Annotated in this window: 20 protein-coding genes; 11 read left to right on the top strand and 9 right to left on the bottom strand. The window is 59.7% G+C overall.

Annotated features, from left to right (window positions below; translation table 11 throughout):
• Window positions 1-118: 118 nt before the first annotated feature.
• The 3 genes from AC2FD8_RS08105 to AC2FD8_RS08095 are packed head-to-tail and all read right to left on the bottom strand — an operon-like array spanning window position 119 to window position 2,219.
• Window positions 119-379, bottom strand: a complete 261-nt coding sequence (locus tag AC2FD8_RS08105) for a DUF6525 family protein (RefSeq protein ID WP_496855073.1) — start codon at window positions 377-379, stop codon at window positions 119-121.
• Window positions 376-1,011 (bottom strand): DUF1826 domain-containing protein, encoded by a 636-nt coding sequence (locus AC2FD8_RS08100; RefSeq protein ID WP_496855075.1) that lies wholly within the window; start codon window positions 1,009-1,011, stop codon window positions 376-378. The genes AC2FD8_RS08105 and AC2FD8_RS08100 overlap by 4 nt, the downstream gene beginning before the upstream one ends.
• Window positions 1,008-2,219, bottom strand: a complete 1,212-nt coding sequence (locus AC2FD8_RS08095; RefSeq protein ID WP_496855077.1) for a GTP-binding protein — start codon at window positions 2,217-2,219, stop codon at window positions 1,008-1,010. Before AC2FD8_RS08095 ends, AC2FD8_RS08100 begins: the two co-directional genes overlap by 4 nt.
• 104 nt (window positions 2,220-2,323) lie before the next feature.
• Here AC2FD8_RS08095 and AC2FD8_RS08090 point away from each other — a divergent pair, with 104 nt between their 5' ends.
• Window positions 2,324-2,719 (top strand): RrF2 family transcriptional regulator, encoded by a 396-nt coding sequence (locus AC2FD8_RS08090; RefSeq protein ID WP_496855079.1) that lies wholly within the window; start codon window positions 2,324-2,326, stop codon window positions 2,717-2,719.
• 134 nt (window positions 2,720-2,853) lie between these two features.
• Here AC2FD8_RS08090 and AC2FD8_RS08085 read toward each other — a convergent pair whose 3' ends face one another.
• Entirely contained in the window at window positions 2,854-3,882 is a 1,029-nt protein-coding gene (locus AC2FD8_RS08085) for a LacI family DNA-binding transcriptional regulator (RefSeq protein ID WP_496855081.1), read from the bottom strand.
• Window positions 3,883-4,098: 216 nt separating this feature from the next.
• Between AC2FD8_RS08085 and AC2FD8_RS08080 the strand changes: the two genes are divergently transcribed.
• From AC2FD8_RS08080 to AC2FD8_RS08055, 6 genes are all read left to right on the top strand, one after another.
• Complete coding sequence (locus AC2FD8_RS08080) at window positions 4,099-5,403, top strand: extracellular solute-binding protein (protein ID WP_496855083.1); 1,305 nt, start codon at window positions 4,099-4,101, stop codon at window positions 5,401-5,403.
• A gap of 72 nt (window positions 5,404-5,475) precedes the next feature.
• The gene (locus AC2FD8_RS08075) at window positions 5,476-6,357 is read left to right on the top strand and encodes an ABC transporter permease subunit (protein WP_496855085.1); all 882 of its coding nucleotides are present in this window, start codon (window positions 5,476-5,478) and stop codon (window positions 6,355-6,357) included.
• 11 nt (window positions 6,358-6,368) lie between these two features.
• Window positions 6,369-7,262, top strand: a complete 894-nt coding sequence (locus AC2FD8_RS08070; RefSeq protein WP_496855087.1) for an ABC transporter permease subunit — start codon at window positions 6,369-6,371, stop codon at window positions 7,260-7,262.
• A gap of 11 nt (window positions 7,263-7,273) precedes the next feature.
• Entirely contained in the window at window positions 7,274-8,320 is a 1,047-nt protein-coding gene (locus AC2FD8_RS08065; protein ID WP_496855088.1) for an ABC transporter ATP-binding protein, read from the top strand.
• Complete coding sequence (locus tag AC2FD8_RS08060) at window positions 8,317-9,336, top strand: endonuclease/exonuclease/phosphatase family protein (protein WP_496874298.1); 1,020 nt, start codon at window positions 8,317-8,319, stop codon at window positions 9,334-9,336. Before AC2FD8_RS08065 ends, AC2FD8_RS08060 begins: the two co-directional genes overlap by 4 nt.
• 205 nt (window positions 9,337-9,541) lie before the next feature.
• Complete coding sequence (locus AC2FD8_RS08055; protein ID WP_496855090.1) at window positions 9,542-10,282, top strand: 4'-phosphopantetheinyl transferase family protein; 741 nt, start codon at window positions 9,542-9,544, stop codon at window positions 10,280-10,282.
• Window positions 10,283-10,424: 142 nt separating this feature from the next.
• On the opposite strand, the gene AC2FD8_RS08050 is transcribed toward AC2FD8_RS08055, so the two are convergent.
• A complete protein-coding gene (locus AC2FD8_RS08050) occupies window positions 10,425-11,348 on the bottom strand; it encodes an SMP-30/gluconolactonase/LRE family protein (protein ID WP_496855092.1) in 924 nt (307 codons plus the stop codon).
• 221 nt (window positions 11,349-11,569) lie between these two features.
• Here AC2FD8_RS08050 and AC2FD8_RS08045 point away from each other — a divergent pair, with 221 nt between their 5' ends.
• From AC2FD8_RS08045 to AC2FD8_RS08030, 4 genes are all read left to right on the top strand, one after another.
• Entirely contained in the window at window positions 11,570-12,619 is a 1,050-nt protein-coding gene (locus AC2FD8_RS08045) for a patatin-like phospholipase family protein (RefSeq protein WP_496855094.1), read from the top strand.
• A 133-nt stretch (window positions 12,620-12,752) separates the two neighbouring features.
• The gene (locus AC2FD8_RS08040) at window positions 12,753-13,766 is read left to right on the top strand and encodes a catalase (protein WP_496855095.1); all 1,014 of its coding nucleotides are present in this window, start codon (window positions 12,753-12,755) and stop codon (window positions 13,764-13,766) included.
• A gap of 4 nt (window positions 13,767-13,770) precedes the next feature.
• On the top strand, window positions 13,771-14,487 hold the full coding sequence (locus AC2FD8_RS08035; RefSeq protein WP_170376913.1) for a hypothetical protein: 717 nt from the start codon (window positions 13,771-13,773) through the stop codon (window positions 14,485-14,487).
• The gene (locus AC2FD8_RS08030) at window positions 14,484-15,881 is read left to right on the top strand and encodes a Dyp-type peroxidase (protein ID WP_496855097.1); all 1,398 of its coding nucleotides are present in this window, start codon (window positions 14,484-14,486) and stop codon (window positions 15,879-15,881) included. The genes AC2FD8_RS08035 and AC2FD8_RS08030 overlap by 4 nt, the downstream gene beginning before the upstream one ends.
• 47 nt (window positions 15,882-15,928) lie before the next feature.
• On the opposite strand, the gene AC2FD8_RS08025 is transcribed toward AC2FD8_RS08030, so the two are convergent.
• Genes AC2FD8_RS08025 through AC2FD8_RS08010 form a run of 4 tightly spaced genes read right to left on the bottom strand, consistent with a single transcriptional unit; the run spans window position 15,929 to window position 20,085 of the window.
• Complete coding sequence (locus AC2FD8_RS08025) at window positions 15,929-16,561, bottom strand: ATP-binding cassette domain-containing protein (protein WP_496855377.1); 633 nt, start codon at window positions 16,559-16,561, stop codon at window positions 15,929-15,931.
• Window positions 16,557-18,269: an ABC transporter permease gene (locus tag AC2FD8_RS08020; RefSeq protein ID WP_496855099.1), complete on the bottom strand. Its 1,713-nt coding sequence runs from the start codon at window positions 18,267-18,269 to the stop codon at window positions 16,557-16,559. Before AC2FD8_RS08020 ends, AC2FD8_RS08025 begins: the two co-directional genes overlap by 5 nt.
• Window positions 18,259-19,455 carry an ABC transporter substrate-binding protein gene (locus AC2FD8_RS08015; protein ID WP_496855101.1) on the bottom strand — a complete coding sequence of 399 codons (1,197 nt, stop codon included), beginning with the start codon at window positions 19,453-19,455 and terminating at the stop codon, window positions 18,259-18,261. Before AC2FD8_RS08015 ends, AC2FD8_RS08020 begins: the two co-directional genes overlap by 11 nt.
• A gap of 15 nt (window positions 19,456-19,470) precedes the next feature.
• Window positions 19,471-20,085, bottom strand: coding sequence for a CDP-alcohol phosphatidyltransferase family protein (locus AC2FD8_RS08010; RefSeq protein ID WP_496855103.1), 615 nt, complete (start codon window positions 20,083-20,085; stop codon window positions 19,471-19,473).
• Window positions 20,086-20,190: the final 105 nt, after the last annotated feature.

Genomic DNA, 20,190 nt, shown 5'->3' with positions numbered 1-20,190 from the left:
GAACACTTAACTAGCTTGTAGCCATCGCGCCCTCCGGAATGCATCAATAAACAACAGTCGGGTGGTGTCAGCAGGGTGTAGAAGTCTCAAGTCAAAGCGCGCCGACAGGGTGAATGCCTCAACCGCGCGGCAGGGCCACTGCCTTGTCGCGCGCAAGCGTTCTCGCTTCGGCCCGGTTCAGTGACATCAACGTCTCCTCGGGCGTCAGCCCGCTGGCCAACGACCTGGCCCAGATACGGCGCGCCGATACAGGCGACCACGGCAGGGCCGCTTCGGACAACCAGTGCCGCAACGGCGCTGGCAAGCTGTCATAAGCGGCCATGGGGTCGCCCGCGCGCTTCTTGCGCCGCAAGCTGCTTTGTCCCAGATTTCCGGTCATGCGGCCTCATCCGGGTCCGAAATCGGGTCCAGCACCAGAACAAGCCGGGTTTCGCCGGTACCTTCGATCGGAGGAGAACGGTGCAGAAGGCCAGACCGTGGCGTTTCCGGCCAGCGTGTCCCACGCAGCAGGATCGGAGACCCGGTTTGCACCGTAAAGACACGTTGCGGCTCAGCACCGTCGCGCGAAATTCCGTATTGTGTGCCGGTGCCGCGATAGGTGCAGACCAGTCGCGCCGTGATGGCATCGATATGAAACTTGCGGCAGGCGTTGGTCGTGACAACATCCAGACGCAACCGCAAATACCGAGCCGAAACCAGATCTGAAAACACCTCTGTCAGTAAGGCGATATCCGCTTCTAGCCAGTCCCTCTCGGGGCAGGCAGTCAATCCGGAGATTTCGCAGAGATGGCTGACTGTTTCGGCCACCTTGCCCAATGGAAGGATCACTCGCCCCTTCGGCAGGTCATCGGGGTCAAGATCATCCAGCCAGCTTTGAACACTGGGCGGAGTTTGACGCCGCCAAAGTGCCGCTGCGCAGCCCGGCTTGAGAAAGGCGCTCAGCGCCTCGGGCGTATCCGCAATGCCGACGCCAACGGCCGCGCCAATCACGGTTTGGCGGACGGTGCTCATGCTGCTGCCTCAGCCCGACGCCAGATCGGGAACGGGTCGGGATAGTCCGGCAAATTGTCAGGCCCCAAACCCGCCACCGCAGGCACAAGGCAGGCATCCAAGCGTACCCTGAGGGTCGGCCAGTCGATCCCCGCACCGATGAACACGATCTCTTGCCGACGGTCTCCCCACGGTTCCTGCCAATGGGCCTGCATGTATGCGCGGGCACTGTCATGTGTTGGCCGCCGCTCTTCCGGAACCGACGCCCACCAAGTGCCCAAAGGCTGCACGCTGGAGAGCGCCCCGGCCAGCGAAAACTCGGCCACCCAATCGGGACGCGTCGAAATCCAGAAATGCCCCTTGGCCCGGATCACACCCGGCAGATCGCCGTTCAGAACCTCAAGGATACGCTCGGGGATAAAAGGCAGACGCGCCCGGTAAACATATGACACAACACCATATTCTTCAGTCTCGGGCACGTGGTCGGCAAATCCATACAGCTCTTTGGCCCACATCGGATGCTCATGGGCTTTTTCGAAATCAAACAGGCCGGTATCTAGGATTTTCTCAGCCGCCACAGCGGAGTGATTGACCTCGACGATCTCGGCATCCGCATTGAGGCTGCGGATGATCTTGCGGGCGGCGTCGACCTTGTCCGGCCCGGCATCGTCGACCTTGTTCAGGATCACGACATCGGCGAACTCGATCTGATCGGTCAGCAAATGGACGAGGGTGCGTTCGTCTTCCTCGCCCATGGTCTCACCGCGATCCTGCAGGAAGTCATGCGAGGAAAAATCTCCAAGCAGGTTCACCGCATCGACAACCGTCACCATCGTGTCCAGACGCGCCACATCGGACAGGCTGTCGCCATATTCGTCTCGGAAATCAAAGGTCGCGGCCACCGGCAGAGGCTCGGAAATACCCGTCGATTCAATCAGCAGATAATCAAAGCGCCCCTCGGCCGCCAGTCGGCGGACCTCATCGAGAAGGTCATCGCGCAGGGTGCAGCAGATACAGCCGTTCGACATTTCAACCAGCGTCTCGTCCGTGCGGCTCAGCTCGGTATCGGCGCGCACGAGGTCGGCATCGATATTCACCTCAGACATATCGTTCACGATCACCGCGACACGGCGACCTTCGCGGTTGTTGAGAACCCGGTTCAGCAACGTGGTCTTGCCAGCCCCAAGAAAACCGGAAAGCACCGTGACGGGAAGGCGCGTATCTGACATACGATTCTCCATAGCTCTGGATGCGGTTCTTGTAACTTTCATAGTTACTAGATTATTGCAACATCCAAAGTTACGTTACCAGCAGGTTTGGAGAACCTCGTCATATGAAGCGTAATAGCCGCCTGTCACTTGCCCTGCATACGCTCAGCCATATGGCTGGAGAGCCCGAACGTGTGCGCACCTCAACCGAAATTGCGGACCATGCCGGAACCAACCCGGTTGTTGTGCGTCGCGTTTTGGGAAAATTACGCGCCGCCGGTCTACTGACATCCGAGAAAGGCCACGCCGGGGGATGGCGTCTGGCCCGCGTGCCGAGCGAAATCACGCTGGCCGATGTCTACCTTGCGCTGGACGAGCGCCTTGTCGCCAGCGGCAGTGAAGATGAGGCGCCAGCCTGTTCTGTCGAACACGCCCTGCAAAAACGAGTACGCGGCGTTCTGGAAGAGATTGAGCAAAGCCTGGTGGAAAGACTGTCAGAGACGTCGATCAAAGAGGTCTGACACAGGCCCATGCCTGGGTATCGAGACCTCTCTCTGTCTGCAAGAGCGGGCAATCGGCGGTGTGAAGAATACTGTCATCTAGCGCGGCGCCGAAAAGCCCTTCGCGATTTCGGGCTCATCAAGCCGTATCCGCGTCAATGGGTGCCGCGCGGAACGAAGAATGGCTCGATCAGAAGGGTCTCACTGGCCTTTGCCGGTTCAGCCAGACGTTTTTCCAGCAAGGTGACCACATGTTGGACCGACAGGTCGATCGGATTGTTGATCGTGCTGAGATTGAACGCGGGCCACCCGGCCATTTCAATGTCATCAAAGCCGACAATCGAGAGTGTTTCGGGGACATCCACGCCCAGCTCTCGGGCGGCTGTCAACGCCCCGATCGCGCTCGCATCATTGGCACAGATCAGCGCATCAAGGCCGTTTTCTCGCAGTAGTTTTTGCGCTGCGTCGTATCCAGCCCCAACCGTGAAATCTCCGACCTCTTCCGCGATCAGGGACAATCCTGCCGACGCCAAAGTGTTGACCACCCCGGCCCTCCGATCATCTGAAGATCCGAACTCGGCCGCGCCCGCAATGAACCCGAACCGTGTGCGGCCCTTGTCCAACAAAACACGGGTCGCGAGGGCCATCCCGTCGGCATTCTTGCAGCACACATTGTCGATCCCCGCCGCATCCACGATGCGCCCGGATGAGATCATGGGGACCCCGAATTTGCTGCATTGCGTCACAAGCGCGCCGGGCATGCTACCTCCGCGCAGAATCAGAGCATCCAGCGGATAGCGCAAAACCTGATCCATGGCTGATTCAGCGCTCTCGCCGCTGCCATCAATCAGAATCGGCCACTTGTTCAGAGCGTTCAACTGCCCGACCAACCGGTTCACAAACTCTGAGTCGTAGGTGCTGCGTTTGTTGCCTACAAAGACCGCCACGAGGTGCGATCGCCCCCCCTTCAACCCTGCCGCCAACGCGTTGGGTTGATACCCCATACTGTCAGCCATATGCATGATTTTTATACGTTTTTCCGCGTCTAGATACGCGCCGGGCGTAAAAGCCCGGGACACGGCCGAGCGGGACACGCCCGCCGCGTCGGCAACCGCCTGCGCCGTAACGCGGCGCGGTCTGTCCAGTTGTTTTTTGCTGTCATCAACCACGCCTAAGCTGTCCATCTTTTTTGTCGAATTTGTCAATATTGCTAGAAATCTTTCATCGAACTGTCATACGTTAACAGTATGTGGTCACGTGTGCAGATTTCAGCCGCGTTCCACGAATGTAGGTCGGAGGCTGCGCGCGAAAAACGCCGCAGGGGAGCCTGCGTGAAAACTGGCACATAATGCCAACGGTCTTTTTGCTGCAAAGGGCCGACACCGAACCGGAGGATCGAAATGAACAATCTGAAGTTTTGCGCAACAGCTGCCGCGCTCGCGTTCACCGCGACCGCAGCTTTTGCAGAAACCGAAATCACTTGGTGGCATGCCCATGGCGGGCAGCTGGGGGAAACTGTCAACAAGGTTGCCGAGAAATTCAACGAGTCGCAGGACGAATATACAATCACTCCGATTTACAAGGGCAGCTACGAAGAAACGCTGACCTCGGGGATTGCCGCCTTCCGCGCGGGCGAGCAGCCCAACATCATGCAGGTGTTTGACGCAGGTGCTGCCACCGTGATCGCAGCCAAGGGCGCAACCGTTCCGGTTCAAGACCTGCTGGCCGACAACGGCGTCGAATTCGACATCAATGACTACATTGCCGGTGTGCGTTATTTCTATGCCGACAGCGATGGCAAGATGATCGGGATGCCGTTCAACTCGTCGACCCCGATCCTGTACTATAATGTCGACGCTCTGGAAGCTGCGGGCGTGACCCCGCCGAAGACGTGGGAAGAGTTCCAGTCGACCACCGCTCCGGCGTTGAAAGAGGCAGGCTACATCCCGCTCAGCCAGTCGCACCTGCCCTGGATCTTCACCGAGAACTTCATGTCGCGTCACAACCTGCCGTTTGCGACCAACAATAACGGCTATGACGGCATGGACACCGAGATCCTGGTCAACAACGACGCGATCAAGGCGCACTTCACCGCCGTGACCGAGTGGAAAGACAACGGAATGTTCGAATGGTATGGCACCGGTTGGGGTGACAACGCAAAACCGTTCGAAGAAGGTAAAGTTGCCATGTGGCTGGGTTCTTCCGGTTCCTTCGGCGGCCTGCTGCAGAAAGACCTGGGCTTTGAATTCAGCGCGGTCGAACTGCCGTATTGGGAAGCCGTCACCGCTGAGCCGACCCAAACCTTCATCGGCGGTGCAGCCCTGTTCGCGATGTCGGGTAAATCGGACGAGGAAAACAAGGCAACCGCCGAGTTCTTCCGCTTCCTGACTGCACCTGAGACCCAATATTTCTGGCACCAGGAAACCGGCTATGTCCCGATCACCGAGGCCGCTTATGAAACCGCCAAGGCAGATGGCCACTATGACCGCTATCCTGCCGCCGAAGTTGGTGTGAACCAACTGCAGGCCAAGGCCGGTGACAACACCAAGGGCTACCGCATGGGCTTCTACGTTCAGATCCGCGACATCATGAACCGCGAGTATGGCCGTATCCTGACCGGTGAGACCGACGTGGAAAGCGCCTTCCAGAACATTGAAGCCGAAGCCAACGAATTGCTGGCGCGCTTCGCCAAGACTCAGGGCTAAGGTTCTGGGATCACCCCCAAGATGGTCGCGCCTTTGGGCGCGGCCATCCCCCATTTTGCAACTGGACCAACAATGAAACGCGCGGGCTTCGACACTATCTGGCTTCCTGTGGCGCTGCTGCTGCCGCAGCTCATGATCATCGCCATCTTCTTCTACTGGCCCGCTGGATGGGCGCTGCAATCATCGTTCTACCTGCAGGACCCGTTCGGGTTTGGATCGACCTTTGTGGGGACGGACAACTACTCCTCCTTGCTGGGCAATGATCAGTACAAACGCATCGCGTGGTTTACGGTTGTCTTCTCCATTCTGGTCACCTTCTTTTCGCTGGCCATTGCGCTGTTGCTGGCGGTGAAGGCCGACAAGGTGATCCGAGGGGCGAGGTCGTATCGCACCCTGCTGATGTGGGTCTACGCGATTGCGCCGCCCGTCGCGGGCTTTCTGGGCATTCTGTTCTTTGATCAAAGTACCGGCCCCATGACCAAGTTCTTCGGGCTGTTCGGCTGGGATTTCAAGCTAGGCGTCGACTACAACGCCACCGCAACGGCAATGATCATCGTCGCGGTGTGGAAACAGATCCCGGTCAATTTCATCTTCTTCCTGTCGGGCCTGCAATCCATCCCTCGTTCAGTCCGCGAGGCGGCCATGATCGACAACCGCTCATCCACGCGGCGGTTCTGGGACGTGACCTTTCCTCTGCTGGCTCCGACCGCGTTTTTCCTGCTGATCATCAACATCACCTATGCCCTGTTTGACACGTTCGGCATCATCGACGCACTGATGAAGGGTGAGCCGGGCAACAACCCGATGACCCTTGTCTACAAGGTGTATCTGGATGGCTTCCGCGGCAACGACCTTGGCGGATCATCCGCGCAATCCGTTGTGTTGATGGCCCTTGTTCTGATCCTGACCGTCTTCCAGTTCCGGCTGGTGGAACGCCGGATTCACTATACCTGAGGGAGGATATCATGGCCGACACCACACTCGACACACCCGCCGTGACCCGCAAATCCCGCCGAATCCGCTGGGAAACGATCGGAGATCACTTTGTCCTCATCCTTGGGTCCTTGCTGATGATCCTGCCGCCTTTGCTGGCGCTGACCACAGCCAGCCACGATGCGGTGACCATCCACCGCGAGGGCATCCAGCTTGGCCTTGGCGACGATCTGGGCAAGAACTTCAACGCCGCCATGTTTGAAAAAGGCGGGTTCACGCAGACCGTTGACGGCACCTTGATGCTGATGAACTCTTTCATCCTTGGCATCGGCTTTGCCGTGGGCAAGATCATCATCTCGATGATGGCCGCCTATGCCATCGTCTATTTCCGCCTTCGCTTTGCAACACTGGCCTTCTGGGCGATTTTCACCACCCTTTTGCTGCCGCTTGAGGTCCGCATCCTGCCCTCTTACGAGGCAATTCAGAAACTGGGTCTGACCAACACCTATACCGGTCTGATCGTTCCCCTGATCGCGTCGGCCACAGGCACGTTCTTTTTCCGGCAGTTCTTTATGTCCGTCCCCGAAGAACTGGCCGAGGCCGCCCGGATCGACGGCGCAGGGCCGTGGAAGTTCTTTATCGACATCCTCGTCCCGCTCAGCCGCACGATGATTGCCGCGATCTTCATCATCATGTTCGTCTTTGGCTGGAACCAGTACCTGTGGCCAACGCTGATCACGACGGATGAAAGCTTCTTCACGCTGGTCCGTGGGATCAAACAGATCGTGCTGACCTACACCGACAGTCAGATCCCCGAGCATGGACAAGCGCTGGCTCTGGCCATCGTTGCGATGATCCCGCCGGTGGCGATCGTCATCTTCTTCCAGAATTGGTTCGTTAAGGGCCTCACAGAATCCGACAAATAAGGAATACGCGCATGGCTCAGGTATCATTAGAGGGCATCCGCAAGGTCTATCCCAACGGCTTCAAGGCCGTTCAGACCACAAGCTTCACCATTCAGGACGGCGAGTTCGTCGTTCTGGTCGGCCCGTCGGGGTGCGGCAAGTCCACCTTGTTGCGGATGATCGCAGGGCTCGAGGATATCACCGAAGGTACGCTGAAAATCGGCGACCGGGTGGTCAATGACGTGGACCCGGCAGATCGGGACATCGCGATGGTGTTCCAGAACTACGCGCTTTACCCGCATATGACAGTACGCAAGAACATTGGATATGGCCTGAAGAACCGCGGCACGCCTGCGTCCGAGATCGCCGCCAAGGTCGAAGACGCCGCCAAAATGCTGAACCTGACCGAATATCTCGACCGCAAACCGGCGCAATTGTCCGGTGGTCAACGCCAGCGCGTCGCCATGGGCCGTGCCGTCGTGCGCGACCCTGCCTTGTTCCTCTTTGATGAACCCCTTTCGAACCTCGACGCAAAGCTGCGCAACCAGATGCGGATCGAGATCAAAGCCCTGCAGCGTCGTCTTGGCACGACGGCAGTTTACGTAACCCATGACCAGGTCGAGGCGATGACGATGGCCGACAGGATCATCGTTTTGAACGCAGGCCGGATTGAGCAGATCGGTACCCCCTCCGAGATCTACCACAATCCGGCTTCTACCTTCGTCGCCTCGTTCATGGGTGCCCCACCCATGAACCTTATCGAGGCCGAAGCGTCAGACGGACAAGTGCGCCTCAACGGCTATGACGGGCTGATGCCCGCGCCGCAGGCCGTCAACGGCCCGTTGACCATGGGTGTACGCCCCGAGGATGTCGAACTGGATGAGAATGGATCCATCTCGTTCCAGGTCGACATCCTCGAAGAACTTGGTGCCCATCGGCTGCTGCACGGCAAACTTGCGGACCAGCCGTTTACGGTCATGGTCGGCAAGGACCATAGCGTGCACACGGGCGAGACCCGCATCACCCTGAAACACGACGCCCTGCGTCTGTTCGACGTGGAAACGGGAAAAGTCCTTTGATCACACAAACTGTCGCGGTTTTGCCCGCTGTGACATCTGACCAGCGGGCTGAAATCCTGGCCGCCCCACGCACAACGAAGGCACATCGGTCGCTGATGGCATCTTTGCCCGCGATGAACGCGCTGCAATTGGGCGGCGAAGCGACAGCAGACCAACTGCCCGCGCAGATCACCGTCGCCGCGTGGAATGTTGAACGCTGCCTGTTTCCCGAAGAGACTGCCGCGCATCTGGCCCCGATCGCGCCAGATATCGTTCTATTGTCCGAGGTCGATTGCGGCATGGCCCGCACCGCGCAACGCCACACCACCGACGAGGTCGCCCGCGCCCTCGGAATGACCTACGCCTTTGGCGTCGAGTTTCACGAGCTTGATTTGGGCGGCCCGACCGAGCGCGCCTTTTGCTCCGATGATTTCAACACAACCGGCTGGCACGGCAACGCCGTTCTATCCTCGGTCCCGTTTGAGCGCACGGCGTTGATCCGGTTGGATGACCACGGCCACTGGTTTACCCCCGAAAGTGGCGCTGCCGATCCCGAACAACCCCGGGTCGGCGGACGCATGGCCATTGCCGCCGTGGTGCCAACCGAACGAGGGCCGATCTGCGTGGTCTCAACCCATCTGGAAAGCAATTCCGCCGCTGAACACCGGCAAATGCAGTTCGAACTTCTGCTACGGGAAATTGACGCCTTCGCCCCCGATATGCCCGTTCTGATCGGCGGAGATCTGAACACCGGCAACCACCTACCCCCCGATTTCGACTGGCGCCGCGAAACCTTGTTCGCACTGGCCGAAGATCAAGGCTATTCGTGGGCGTTTACGGCCGAGGGCGACACGACCCGCCCTAGCCTGATCACGCCACATCCGGACCGAAAGATGAAACTGGATTGGCTGGCCGGGCGGGGTTTCACGCCCATAAACAAAGGCGTGTTGAGTTCGATCTCGGCCACTGGCACGCCGCTTTCTGACCACGACTGCGTGTGGACAAAGGCCGATATCTCCGCACTTTCAGACGCTTGATCCAAATCCGATCGTAGGCTGCGCGCATCTACGCGTTTCGAGGGTATGAGGGGCGCTTAGCCTCCAACCCTTTGGGCGAGCGGTGGGTTTTGGCGGATGCCCTCAAATGGTACGCGACAATTCAAGCTGCCCCACTGCGCAGATGTCATACGATTTGAAAAACCGGATTGACGTGGCGCGACGCTTGAGGGAAGCCAAGGGGGCCATGACACTACCCGCCCAACACCTCTCTTCCCTTGAAACACGCTCCAACGGGTTCCTGAAGGACGTGCGGACCATGGACATCGGGTCTGTAACAGCGACCGCTGTGATCGCAAGGTTTGATCAATCCCGTTTTGCAGAAGGCCTTTTCACGACGCTGGACGTCGACTGCCCGGATCGTTTGCACAGGGCCGTTGAAAAGCGAAAGGCCGAGTATCTGGCAAGCCGCAGCGTGGCGTTGGCCGCTTTGGCGTCAACGGGGCATGCGTCGACGCAGATCGCCACAGGCCCCAACCGTGAACCGATCTGGCCCGCAGGTGTGGCAGGCTCGATCACGCATTCAAAGGGGCGCTGTGCGGCGATTGTTACTGATCAGCCCAGAACTTTGGTTGGCGTCGATATAGAGGACATCGCCGAAGGATCCTCACTGGATGCGATTTTCAAGGTCGCTTTGCAGCCCGAAGAAACCCGGCTCATCCAGGAAAGCGGCGCGCCGGCGTTGACGGCAACACTTGTATTCTCGGCCAAAGAGACACTCTACAAGGCCCTGTTCCCGGCGGTTCAACAGTTCTTTGGGTTTGACCATGCCGAACTGCACTGCGCGCCCAGCGAAACCGTCCTGCGGCTGCGGTTGACCAAATCGTTGGAGAATACGGTCACGGCAGGGGCGGTCTTCGACATCGGCTACCGCCAACTGGACCGCAGCGTTATTACCTGGCTTGTCACACCCGCGCCGGCAGGCTGAGCCTCGGTAGGCGGGCCAAGGCCCTGCCCTTCTTGTTCCATGTAGACAGGCCACACCTGCGACACACCGAATTCTTGATCCGCTATTGGCTATCGCTCAAGCATCTGCTGACCTCGCCCACGCAAGGCAGGCGGCCTTTGCATCAAGCCGTAAACTCCAGCTTCAATCCCGGACGAGGCCATCTGGCTTTGTAGATTTTGCCTGTGCTGGACGCCGTGATCCAAATATCCTGCATGTCGTCGCCGCCAAAACACATATTGGTGGTGAAGAGGTCAGGGATGGCGACATGTTCGGTTGACCCGTCAGGGCTGAACACGGTGATCCCGCCGTTGAAAATCGTCGCCACACAAACCCGTCCGTCGGCCTCGACCTTGAGACTGTCGAGCCATTGATACCCCGGCAAGGTCTGCACCACCTGCCCCGGCATCCCGGGAATCGGGCCGGGCGCGACCTGCCCCTTGCCCGTGATCTTCATCGCCCAAAGTCGCCCAAACACCGTATCCGAGACATAGACGGTGTCGCCATCCGGCGACAGCCCAACCCCATTGGGCATCGGGATCGTGGCAGCTTTGATCAGGGTCTTGCCGTCAATCGTGGCGTAGTACAGCCCACCATAGCGCGTGGATTCCGCGTCCTCGATCCCGGTATCGGTGAACCAGAACCCGCCCTCCTTGTCGAAGACCAGATCGTCGGGCGCGATCAGCCGTTTCCCCTCGTAGGAGTCGAACAGCATCGTGACCTCTCCGGTCTCAAGATCGACCCGATGCACGGACCCGCCTTTGTAATGGGGGCGAATGGGGGCGGGAACGGTGATATCATCGGGGCCGTAGGGCACGAAACTGTAGACGCCGCCATTGTTGCAGACATACGCCGCCCCGTCCGGGCCAATCGCCACGCCATTGGGGCCACCAGGGATTTCGGCCACCACACTGACGGTGCCATCGACGGACAGGCGCGCAAGGGTCTGTTCTTTGATATCCACGAACAGGACCGAGCCGTCATTCATCGCAACCGGACCTTCGGGAAAGCCCAGCCCGCTGCACATCTCATGTAGTTCCAACGCCATTGCCTCAACTCCCTGTTTGCGCCGTGGCCCCCGGCGGGGTCGGCCATTGCGGGCCAAGCCCGTCCTTTTCGCGGCGAACTGTGCTGACAAATGCTGGTTTTCGCAAGGCTTTTTCCAATTTGGTGCGCGAGATGCGCCTAAACGGGCCGCAAAACGGCTGGCTTTTACCATGCCAAATATTCTAAAAACCCCAGCAACAAAAAAGCGATGAGGCGCATCGAATGGTATTCAGACTCGTGTCCTGTGATGGCGGGGGGATCAGGGGCTACCTGACCTGCCTGATCCTGCAAAGCCTGCAGGAAGAGACCGGCTTTCTGGACAAGGCCGACGGCTTCGCGGGCACTTCGACCGGTGGGCTGATCGCCGTGGCATTGGCGGATGGTCGGACGCAGGGCAAGGATTTGGGCCAGCTGATTGGCGACCTTGCAGCGCATTACCGCGAAGATGCCGACAAGATCTTCCGCGAAAACGAACACAGCTTTCTGGACAAGGCGCTGGATGAGGTGCTGCGGCGGTTCAAACTGGGCGGAGGTCCCGGCATCACCGCCTCGCAATACAACGCCACCGGGCTGGAGGAGATCGGGCGCAGTCTTGTGGGCGACCGCAAAGTCAATTCTCTGTCGCCGGATCTGGTTCTGGCGGTCAACACCGTGTGCCTGCATCGCAGCGACAAGGTGGGGTGGTCTCCGTTCACTATCACAAACCAGACGCTGGGCCATAAACAATGGCTGGATATGAGCGATGTCGGCCTGCTGGACGTCGCCATGGCAAGCTCGGCCGCACCATCCTATTTTCCACCGCATCAGATCATCTCGGACGGTGTGGACTATGGCTATTTCGTGGATGGCGGGACTTTTGCCAACAACCCGGTCATGAACGGCATCAATGTGGCCATCGCCACGGGCCGCGCCGAAGGGTTGGCACATGTCGAGGCGCTATCGATCGGCACCGGTCAACAGCCGACAGACATCTCGGAGGAGATGATCAAGAACCCCGATGACTGGGGCCTGTTGAAATGGTTCGGCATCACGTCGGGCGCGCCTCGGGGGGCGTTGATCGAAATGCTTCTTACCACATCAGCCGAAAACCAGCATTGGATGGCCCATCTTGTATTGAAAGAGCGGATGGTGCGTCTGAACCCTCCGCTCCCCAAGGTCGTGGGGCTGGCTACGCACCGGCCTGAATCCTACGACCTGATGGAAAAGGCATTCTACGCCTGCCGGCAAAGTGAATACTGGACCCATGCGAAAGACATGCTGAACAAATGGTAGCCGACCTCGGTTTTGTGTGATCAAACAGTGGCTTCGCCGGGTATTATGTATTCTTTCTGTTGCCTTTGCCCGACCAGTGTTTATGGTTAACGCCACGTTTTGGGGGTAACTTCAGTTAACAGGTGGTCAAGTTATGAGCGATCCCGGCCTTGCCGAGAAGCTGGTAGAAGTTCTGCATCGTCCAGATGGTGATCCGGCCCTGCGTCCCGTTCACACAATCGGGATAAGTGCGACCGGCTATTTCAAGCCCACGCCCATCGCCCGGAATTTCTGCACCGCGGATCATTTCACCACAGAAAAGACGGATGTGATTGTTCGGTTCTCAAACGGGTCAGGCTGCGCAGTGGTGCATGATGGCTGGTCCGATGTCCGGGGTCTGGCGGTGCGGTTTCACCTGTCGGACGGGTCCGATACCGACCTGATCGCGATGAACCTGCCCGAGTTCTTCACCCCGACGCCTGAGAAATTTCTGGATTTCGCCGAGGCCGCAAAGCCCAAGCTCTACAACGGTCAGACCCCGTGGCAGAAAATCTGGAACTACCTTCAACTGATGCTGCCTGAACGCGACCCCTATCCGGGCGAGACGATCAGCCCGGACGAAGGTGCCATCGGGTTTGCCGACAGGAACGCCTATTCTCAGCTTGGTGTATTGCAGGCCGCCCAGATCGGCGCGCCGACCAGCTATGCGCGGGCGGCCTATCACGCCTGCCATACATTCATCGTGACCGGAGCCGATAACGTGCGACGCTGGGTGCGGTTCTCGTGGCAGCCCATCGCAGGTGTGCTGAACACCGACCCGGATGAAACGCCAGTGGATGACTATCTGCAGGCCGAACTCAGGGAACGTCTCGCCAAGGAGCCTGCGCGGTTCTCGCTGATGATGACAATCGGCGAGGTCGGAGACGATTTCAACAACTCCTCGCGCCCCTGGCCGCCTCATCGCAAGCGGATCATGATGGGTGTTCTCACGCTGAACGCCGTGCCTGAGGATCAGGTAGAACACGCCGAAAAGCTCAGCTTCAATCCCGGACTGCTGACCCCCGGCATCGAGGCATCGGATGATCCGGTGCTGAAAATGCGCATCGAATCGTACAAATTCTCAAGCGTTTGGCGCGGCGGGTCCCCTTGCCCGTTCTCGAAGGGGTAAGGCCATGACTCGTCAGAACAGCTGGTTCAACCGCTACGTCAACACCCTGCCGGACCGGGGGTGGTTCAAGTTCCTGTCGCGCTATATCGTTGTGCCCTATTGGCACTGGCGCGACCCCAAGCCGAAACTGCCCGGCGGCCCGCGCCCTTCACCGCAACCCAGCGAGAACGTGCAGCGCATGATGAACCTGATCATGCCGCTGAAAGACCCCTCGCCCGCCGGACGCGCCCACGCTGCGCTGGCCATCGCCCAAAATGTCGAAGAGATCTTTGCCGGGCTCGACAATGTCGGAACGGTGCATTTCGCCCGGTTTCTGCTGATCGACGACAAGATTTGCATGATTTCGGTCTATGACGGCGATTTCAGCAACTACATTCGGGATTTCATCACCACCATCGGCAGTGTGTTCAACGATGTCATCTCGCTCGTGGACGGGGCGGAACACCTGATCCCGACCGAACACAACGTCGAAGAGTTCATCGACTGGGTCCATGAACACGATCTGTTTCAGGCCCCCGATTTCCCGACCGACCTGTTCGGCCTGCAGGACGAGGCGAAAGGGCTGCCTCCGAACCAGCCGCCGCATCGGCTGGAAACCCTTCCGCGTGCGTTTGTTCTGCAACTCTACGCGAACCCTAACCTGTCGCTGGGGGGCGGTTATCGCGCCTATCCGGGCGTTTCCGCTGCGCAAGTGCGCCAAAAATTTGGACAAGGCTGGTGACTGCAAAACTCGATCTCGCCGACATTCAGGGCAACATCCTGCGCGGTTATCGCCGCGATCTGGTGCGCCATCTGTTTCTTGAAGTCACCGACCGCGCGGCGGCCCGCCGGTTTCTGGCGACCGCTGTAGACGGCGGCAGTGAAAGCGTTCCGGCGATCACCCGTGGCGTATTGTGGCAGGTCAAGCCGCCCTTCTGTTTCAACATCGGTATCACCTATGCAGGGCTGCACGCCCTTGGCACCGCCCCCGAGCATCTGAAGACCTTCCCACGCGAATTCGTGCAGGGCATGACGAAACGCGCGATGAAGCTGGGGGATTTCGGCACCAGCGCCCCGGACCACTGGGCGGCGCCGTTTGATCAGCCGGACCGTGTTCACATCATGGCGTCGGTCTATTCGGACGTTCAGGATCACCTCGACCAAGTCGAGAAACAGGTTGGCGCGGCCTTCACCATTCTGGGCAAACGCGACGGCCGCAATCTGGCCGATGGCAAGGTGTTCTTCGGCTATGTCGACGGAATATCTCAGCCTCGGTTCGAGCAGGTCTTTGACCCAGAACAGGCCGGTGTCGACGAGCCCATTGACCCGCTAGGCACCGCCCTTCTGGGTTATCCCACACGGCAAGAGGGGGTTCTGTTTCGCGTTCCCTCGCCCAATGCGCTCGGCTTCAACGGGTCGTTCAACGCGTTCCGGATTCTGGCGCAGGATGCGACCGCCTTCGAGGCCTATCTGGACAAAGCCGCCGATGACCTGATGGATCACCCGGATCGCGACAAACTGGTCGATCCGAACAATCTGGATCGCATCGGCGAAGGCCTGGACATCCACGGCGCGCTGCGCGAAGTTGTCGCGGCGCAAATGTGCGGTCGCTGGCGCAACGGTGTTCCATACGAGCTGTCACCGGATGCGCAATGGCCCGAGCATGAGGTCTCACTGACCAATTTCAACTACAACGCCCATTCCCGCTGTCCTGTCGGGTCGCATCTGCGACGAGGCAACCCGCGTGGCGGCCGGATCGTGCAGCGCATCGCCAATTACACGCGGCGTCTGGTGCGGCGTGGCATGTCCTACGGCCCGGATTTCGACCCCAAAAACCCCGACACGGCTGAGCGCGGCCTGCTGGGCAGCTTCATCGGCGCCAATATCGGCGCGCAGTTCGAAGCGGTGATGTGCGACTGGATCAACCTTGGCCTGCACGACCCCACGATCACGGGGGCCAATGACCCTCTGCTTGGGGCGAACACGCCGGAAACCAGCTGGTTCGATCTCAACCTGCCCGACGGCGGCACGATCCGGCTGCACGGCTTTCCCCGCCTGATCCACACACGCGGCGGAGCGTACACGTTCCTGCCCAGCCTGACGGCGATCAAGTACCTGTCCGAATTGACAAATTAGGCAAGTGCGCCGGAACCAGACAAAGCTGATGATCTCGACCAAAACCGCTATTCGGGCAGTGTCACAACCCTGCCCCCTGCGGCCTCGGCGTCTGCGATGTCATGCGTCACCAGCAAGACCGGCAGCCGCGCCGCGCGGGCTCGGGTAAAGACGAGGTCCCGCATTCTGCCCCTGAGACCAACATCAAGGCGCGAGAAAGGCTCATCCAAAAGCAACGCGTCAGGTTCCGCCAGAAGCATCCGCATCAGGGCCACACGGGCACGCTGACCTCCGGACAGGGTCTCGGGATCGCGGGCTTCAAACGCGTCCAGTCCGATCTCGGACAGGGCGGCTTGAATGCGCGCGGCCCGGTCGGGGGTGCGGGGCGGCAGGCCAAAGCCGACATTCTGACCAACAGACAGGTGTGGAAATAGCAGGTGGTCCTGAAACAGGATCCCAACGCGCCGCTTCTGCGGCGGCAAGGCATTCAAAACCCTTCCGTTCAACGTGATACGCCCCGCCAAGTGAAAGGCGGGCGACAAAGTTCCGGTGATTGCCGCAAGAACGGTTGATTTCCCAACCCCGGATGGCCCCATCAAGCTCAGGACCTCTCCGGGTGCAATGTCAGCCGATAGCTGCACCAGCCCTTTGCCATCGGCGTGAGAGATCGAAAGCTGATCCAGTGAGAGACCGTTTTCAATCATGGCGCAATCCACTTTTGTTGCGAAAGACAATTCCGGGGATCATCAAGGCCAGCAGGAACGGCAGCCATGCCGTGAACGCCAGCGCGATGGTCCAGACCCCTATTGCACGACGATCGCCGCCTGAAAACAGCGCCAGCGCCTCGGTGGTCAACGTGTTCAGCCGCCCGCCCGAAGCCAGAAGGGTAGCCAGATATTGGCCGACCGATACCGCCATCCCCACTGCAAGCGCCGTCAGGATCGGAGCCAACAGCATCGGAAGACGGATACGCCAGAGCACTCCAACCGGTCCCAGCCCCATAGCGCTGCCAATCGTGGCATAGCGGCGGTCGAGCGCTCGGTAAGGGCCGGCCAAGGCCAGAAACACGTAGGGCAGAACGAAGACCAAATGGGTCAGGACCACGGGGAAGACGCCTTGCGCCGCTCCTATCTGGATCATCAAGATCTGCAGGCCCGGCAGAAAGGCAATCTGAGGCAGGATGAGTGGCATATAAAGGATTACCATACCGGTCCTGTTCATCGTGCGCCCGGCGCGGAGTTCCGCGTTCAGACAGCCGATCACCAGAACCAGAGCGATCAGTGCGGTGGCAAAGGCCAGTGCCAAGGTGATCAAGGTGACCTCAACAGCGTCCGGGCCGTGGCGCTCCCAGGACATCAGGCTGAAGCTGGTTGGTAGCGCGTCGGGAAACCTCCAACGTCCGGCAAAAGACCAGATGAACTGGCTGACCAAACCGCCAAACACCGCGATCCCCGCCGTAAGTGACACCACGAGGCCAACGGTTCTGAGGGCGGTGTCGCGCAAGCCCATGCCGCGCGTTCCGCTTTCAACACCACGGTTGATCAGCCCGGCAACGGCCCTTTCACCACCCCGCCAGACCATGATGGCTGCGGCCACCAGCCCCAACTGAACCAACGCAGCCGCCGCAGCGGGCGCGCGCAAAGCAAGATCGGGGTCCGTCATCCAACGCAGGATGAACATGGACAAAGTCGGCGGGCGCGACGGCCCCAAAACCATCGCGACATCCACATTCGACATCGCGTAAGCCAAGACCGCATAGATCGGCAGCCGGATCTGTTTGTACAGCGCAGGCATCACGGCCAGAAACCACCCCCGAACCCTGCCGTAGCCCAGCACCTGCGTCACACGCATCCGCTCGGCCGATTTGATCTGCGGCAACGCGGCCAGCGACATCAGCAGCAGAAACGGCAGTTCTTTAACCATCAGTCCTGCAATCAGGGACCACCCACCGGGGTCTTGCAGGATCAACACGTCCGGAGGGCGTGTCCATCCCGTCAGACCGGGCGAGATGAGCCGCGCAACCCAGCCAGACGGCGCGATCAGGAACGCCAGCCCCAGCGCAGCCGCCGCATGGGGTACGGACAAAAGGGGCGATAGCAGCGCCTCAAGCCGCGAAAACGCGCGTGTGCCCTGCCAACCTGCGATCAGCAGAAAACACCCGATCAGCGCCCCAAGTGTCGAAAGGAAACCGGTTTTGAACGACAGCCAGAGGGCTTGGCCCACGCCGGGCTCGGCCCAGAGGCGCGTCCATGGATCAAATGAGAACCCGTTTTGCCCGTCCGGGCGCATGCCTCCGAAGGCCGGGAGGATCGTTCCCAATAGCCCGGCTGCGATGGGACCCAGCAGCAACGCCATAGTCAGCGTCGGAGCCAGCCCCCATCGTTTGCCGGGGCTGAGGTCAGTTGCCAACGCCGTAGCGCTCGGCCCAATCCGCTTCGATCCGGGTCATCCAGCTGGGATGCGGCTCAGGCAAAGCTTGGCCAAGCTCGGCGGGCGACAGGGTTGCCACGCCCAGCTCCAACGCGTCGAATCTGGCGCGATCGTCGGCGGGCAGAGCGGCCATGTCCAGCACGGTGCTAAAGCCCAATACCTCCGGGTCTTGCGCGCGCAGCTGCGCCTCGGGGCTCATCAGGAAATCGGCAATGACCATGGCACCCGCCTTGGCCGAGGCATTGTAGGGGATGGCCACAAAGCTGGCATTGCCCAGTGTTCCATCCTCCAGAACGAAAGTGCGCGCGCTTTCCGGCAGCTGCTGGTTGGCGATGGCGGTTGTCGCCTCACCCGGAGAGAAGCTGATCGCCATGTCGACTTCGCCATCGTTGATCAGTTGCAGCTGGCTCGGCCCGGTTTGCGGATAGGCACGACCTGCACGCCAGAGGTCGGGCGTCACATCCTGCAACCAGTCCCACAGCGGCGCCGTCACCTGCGCATAGTCGTCACCGGCTGGCTGTTGCAGGATGGCCGGGTCCTCGACCAGTTCGATCAGCATCTGTTTCAGGAACGTCGTTCCCAGAAAATCAGGGGGCTGGGGGAAGGTAAAACGACCCGGATTCGCAGCCGCCCATTCACGAATTGCCTCAGCGGATTTGGGCGGTTCGGGCAGAACTTCGCTGTCATAGATGAACACGACTTGCGCCATGGCCCAAGGGCTTTCGAACCCTTCGGTCGGGACGGTGAAATCAGTGGTGACGGTCTTGCCCTCGACATCCACAAGGCGCCAGTTAGGCAGAGCCTCGGCAAAGGGTCCGAACAGAAGATCGGCCTCTTTCATGGCACTGAAATTGGCGCCGTTGATCCAGATCAGATCAATCGCTCCGTCCGTGTCCTGACCGGCGGACTTCTCGGCGATCACCCGGCTGACCGCATCGGCCGTATCGGAGAGCTTCACATGCTCAAGCTTGACGCCATGTTCCTCTTCGACGCGGGTTCCGACCCATTCGATGAAGTCATTGATCGTGGTCGAACCACCCCATGCGTTCCAATAGACGGTCTGGCCATTGGCTTCGGCCAACACGTCCTGCCAGTTTGCGGGATCAGGTTCAGCCCATGCTGTTCCGGCCAGCGCCGCGCAGAGGGCAGCAAATAGATGTTTCATGGGTTTTCCTTGCGTTTATTCCGAGTGAGTGAAGACCTGCCGCGCCAACAGGATGCGCGAAATGGCGGTGACAAAGCAAATCGCGCCAAACGCCCATGCCATTGGGCTGAACCATGCAGGCAGCAGGCAGATTGCGATGAAGAAGGCGATGGTTTCAGTGCCTTCCAGAAGACCACCGGTGAAGTAAAGCGACTTGGCGCCGTGTTTCTGCGACTCCAGCCCGCGTTTTTCGGCGAGGATTGCATAGCCCAGGAAGGTCGCGCCGTTGAAGTAGAAGCTGACCAGCAACCATGCTCCGGCCAGTGCATTTGCCGACGTGTCCGCCCAGACAAACGCCATGGGAATCGCGCCGTAGAACAGAAAATCGCAGGTGATATCAAGGTAGCCGCCAAAGTCGGTCTTGCGACCAGCACGCGCGATTGCCCCATCCAGCCCATCCGCCAGACGCGACGAAAGAATGAACAGGACGGCCAGAACCTGCAAACCCAGAACAATCGCCCCAGCGGCCAACAGCCCAAACCCCAGACCCGCCAGTGTCACAAGGTCAGCCGAGACACCACGCGCCGCCAACCCCCGGCCAATCGCGTTCAGTGGCGGATCGATCAAAGGGCGAATACGGGCATCAAGCATGGTTGGCCTCGGGGCTGTCTACAACTGGCACGGTGGAGCCGTCTTCACATGCCAGTGCGTTTGGATGAAAAGAACAAAGAGACCTGTTTTCCAACATTGATTGCC

It is taken from the genome of Ruegeria sp. YTSC192 (assembly GCF_059609705.1).
This window is presented reverse-complemented; position numbering and strand designations above follow the sequence as displayed.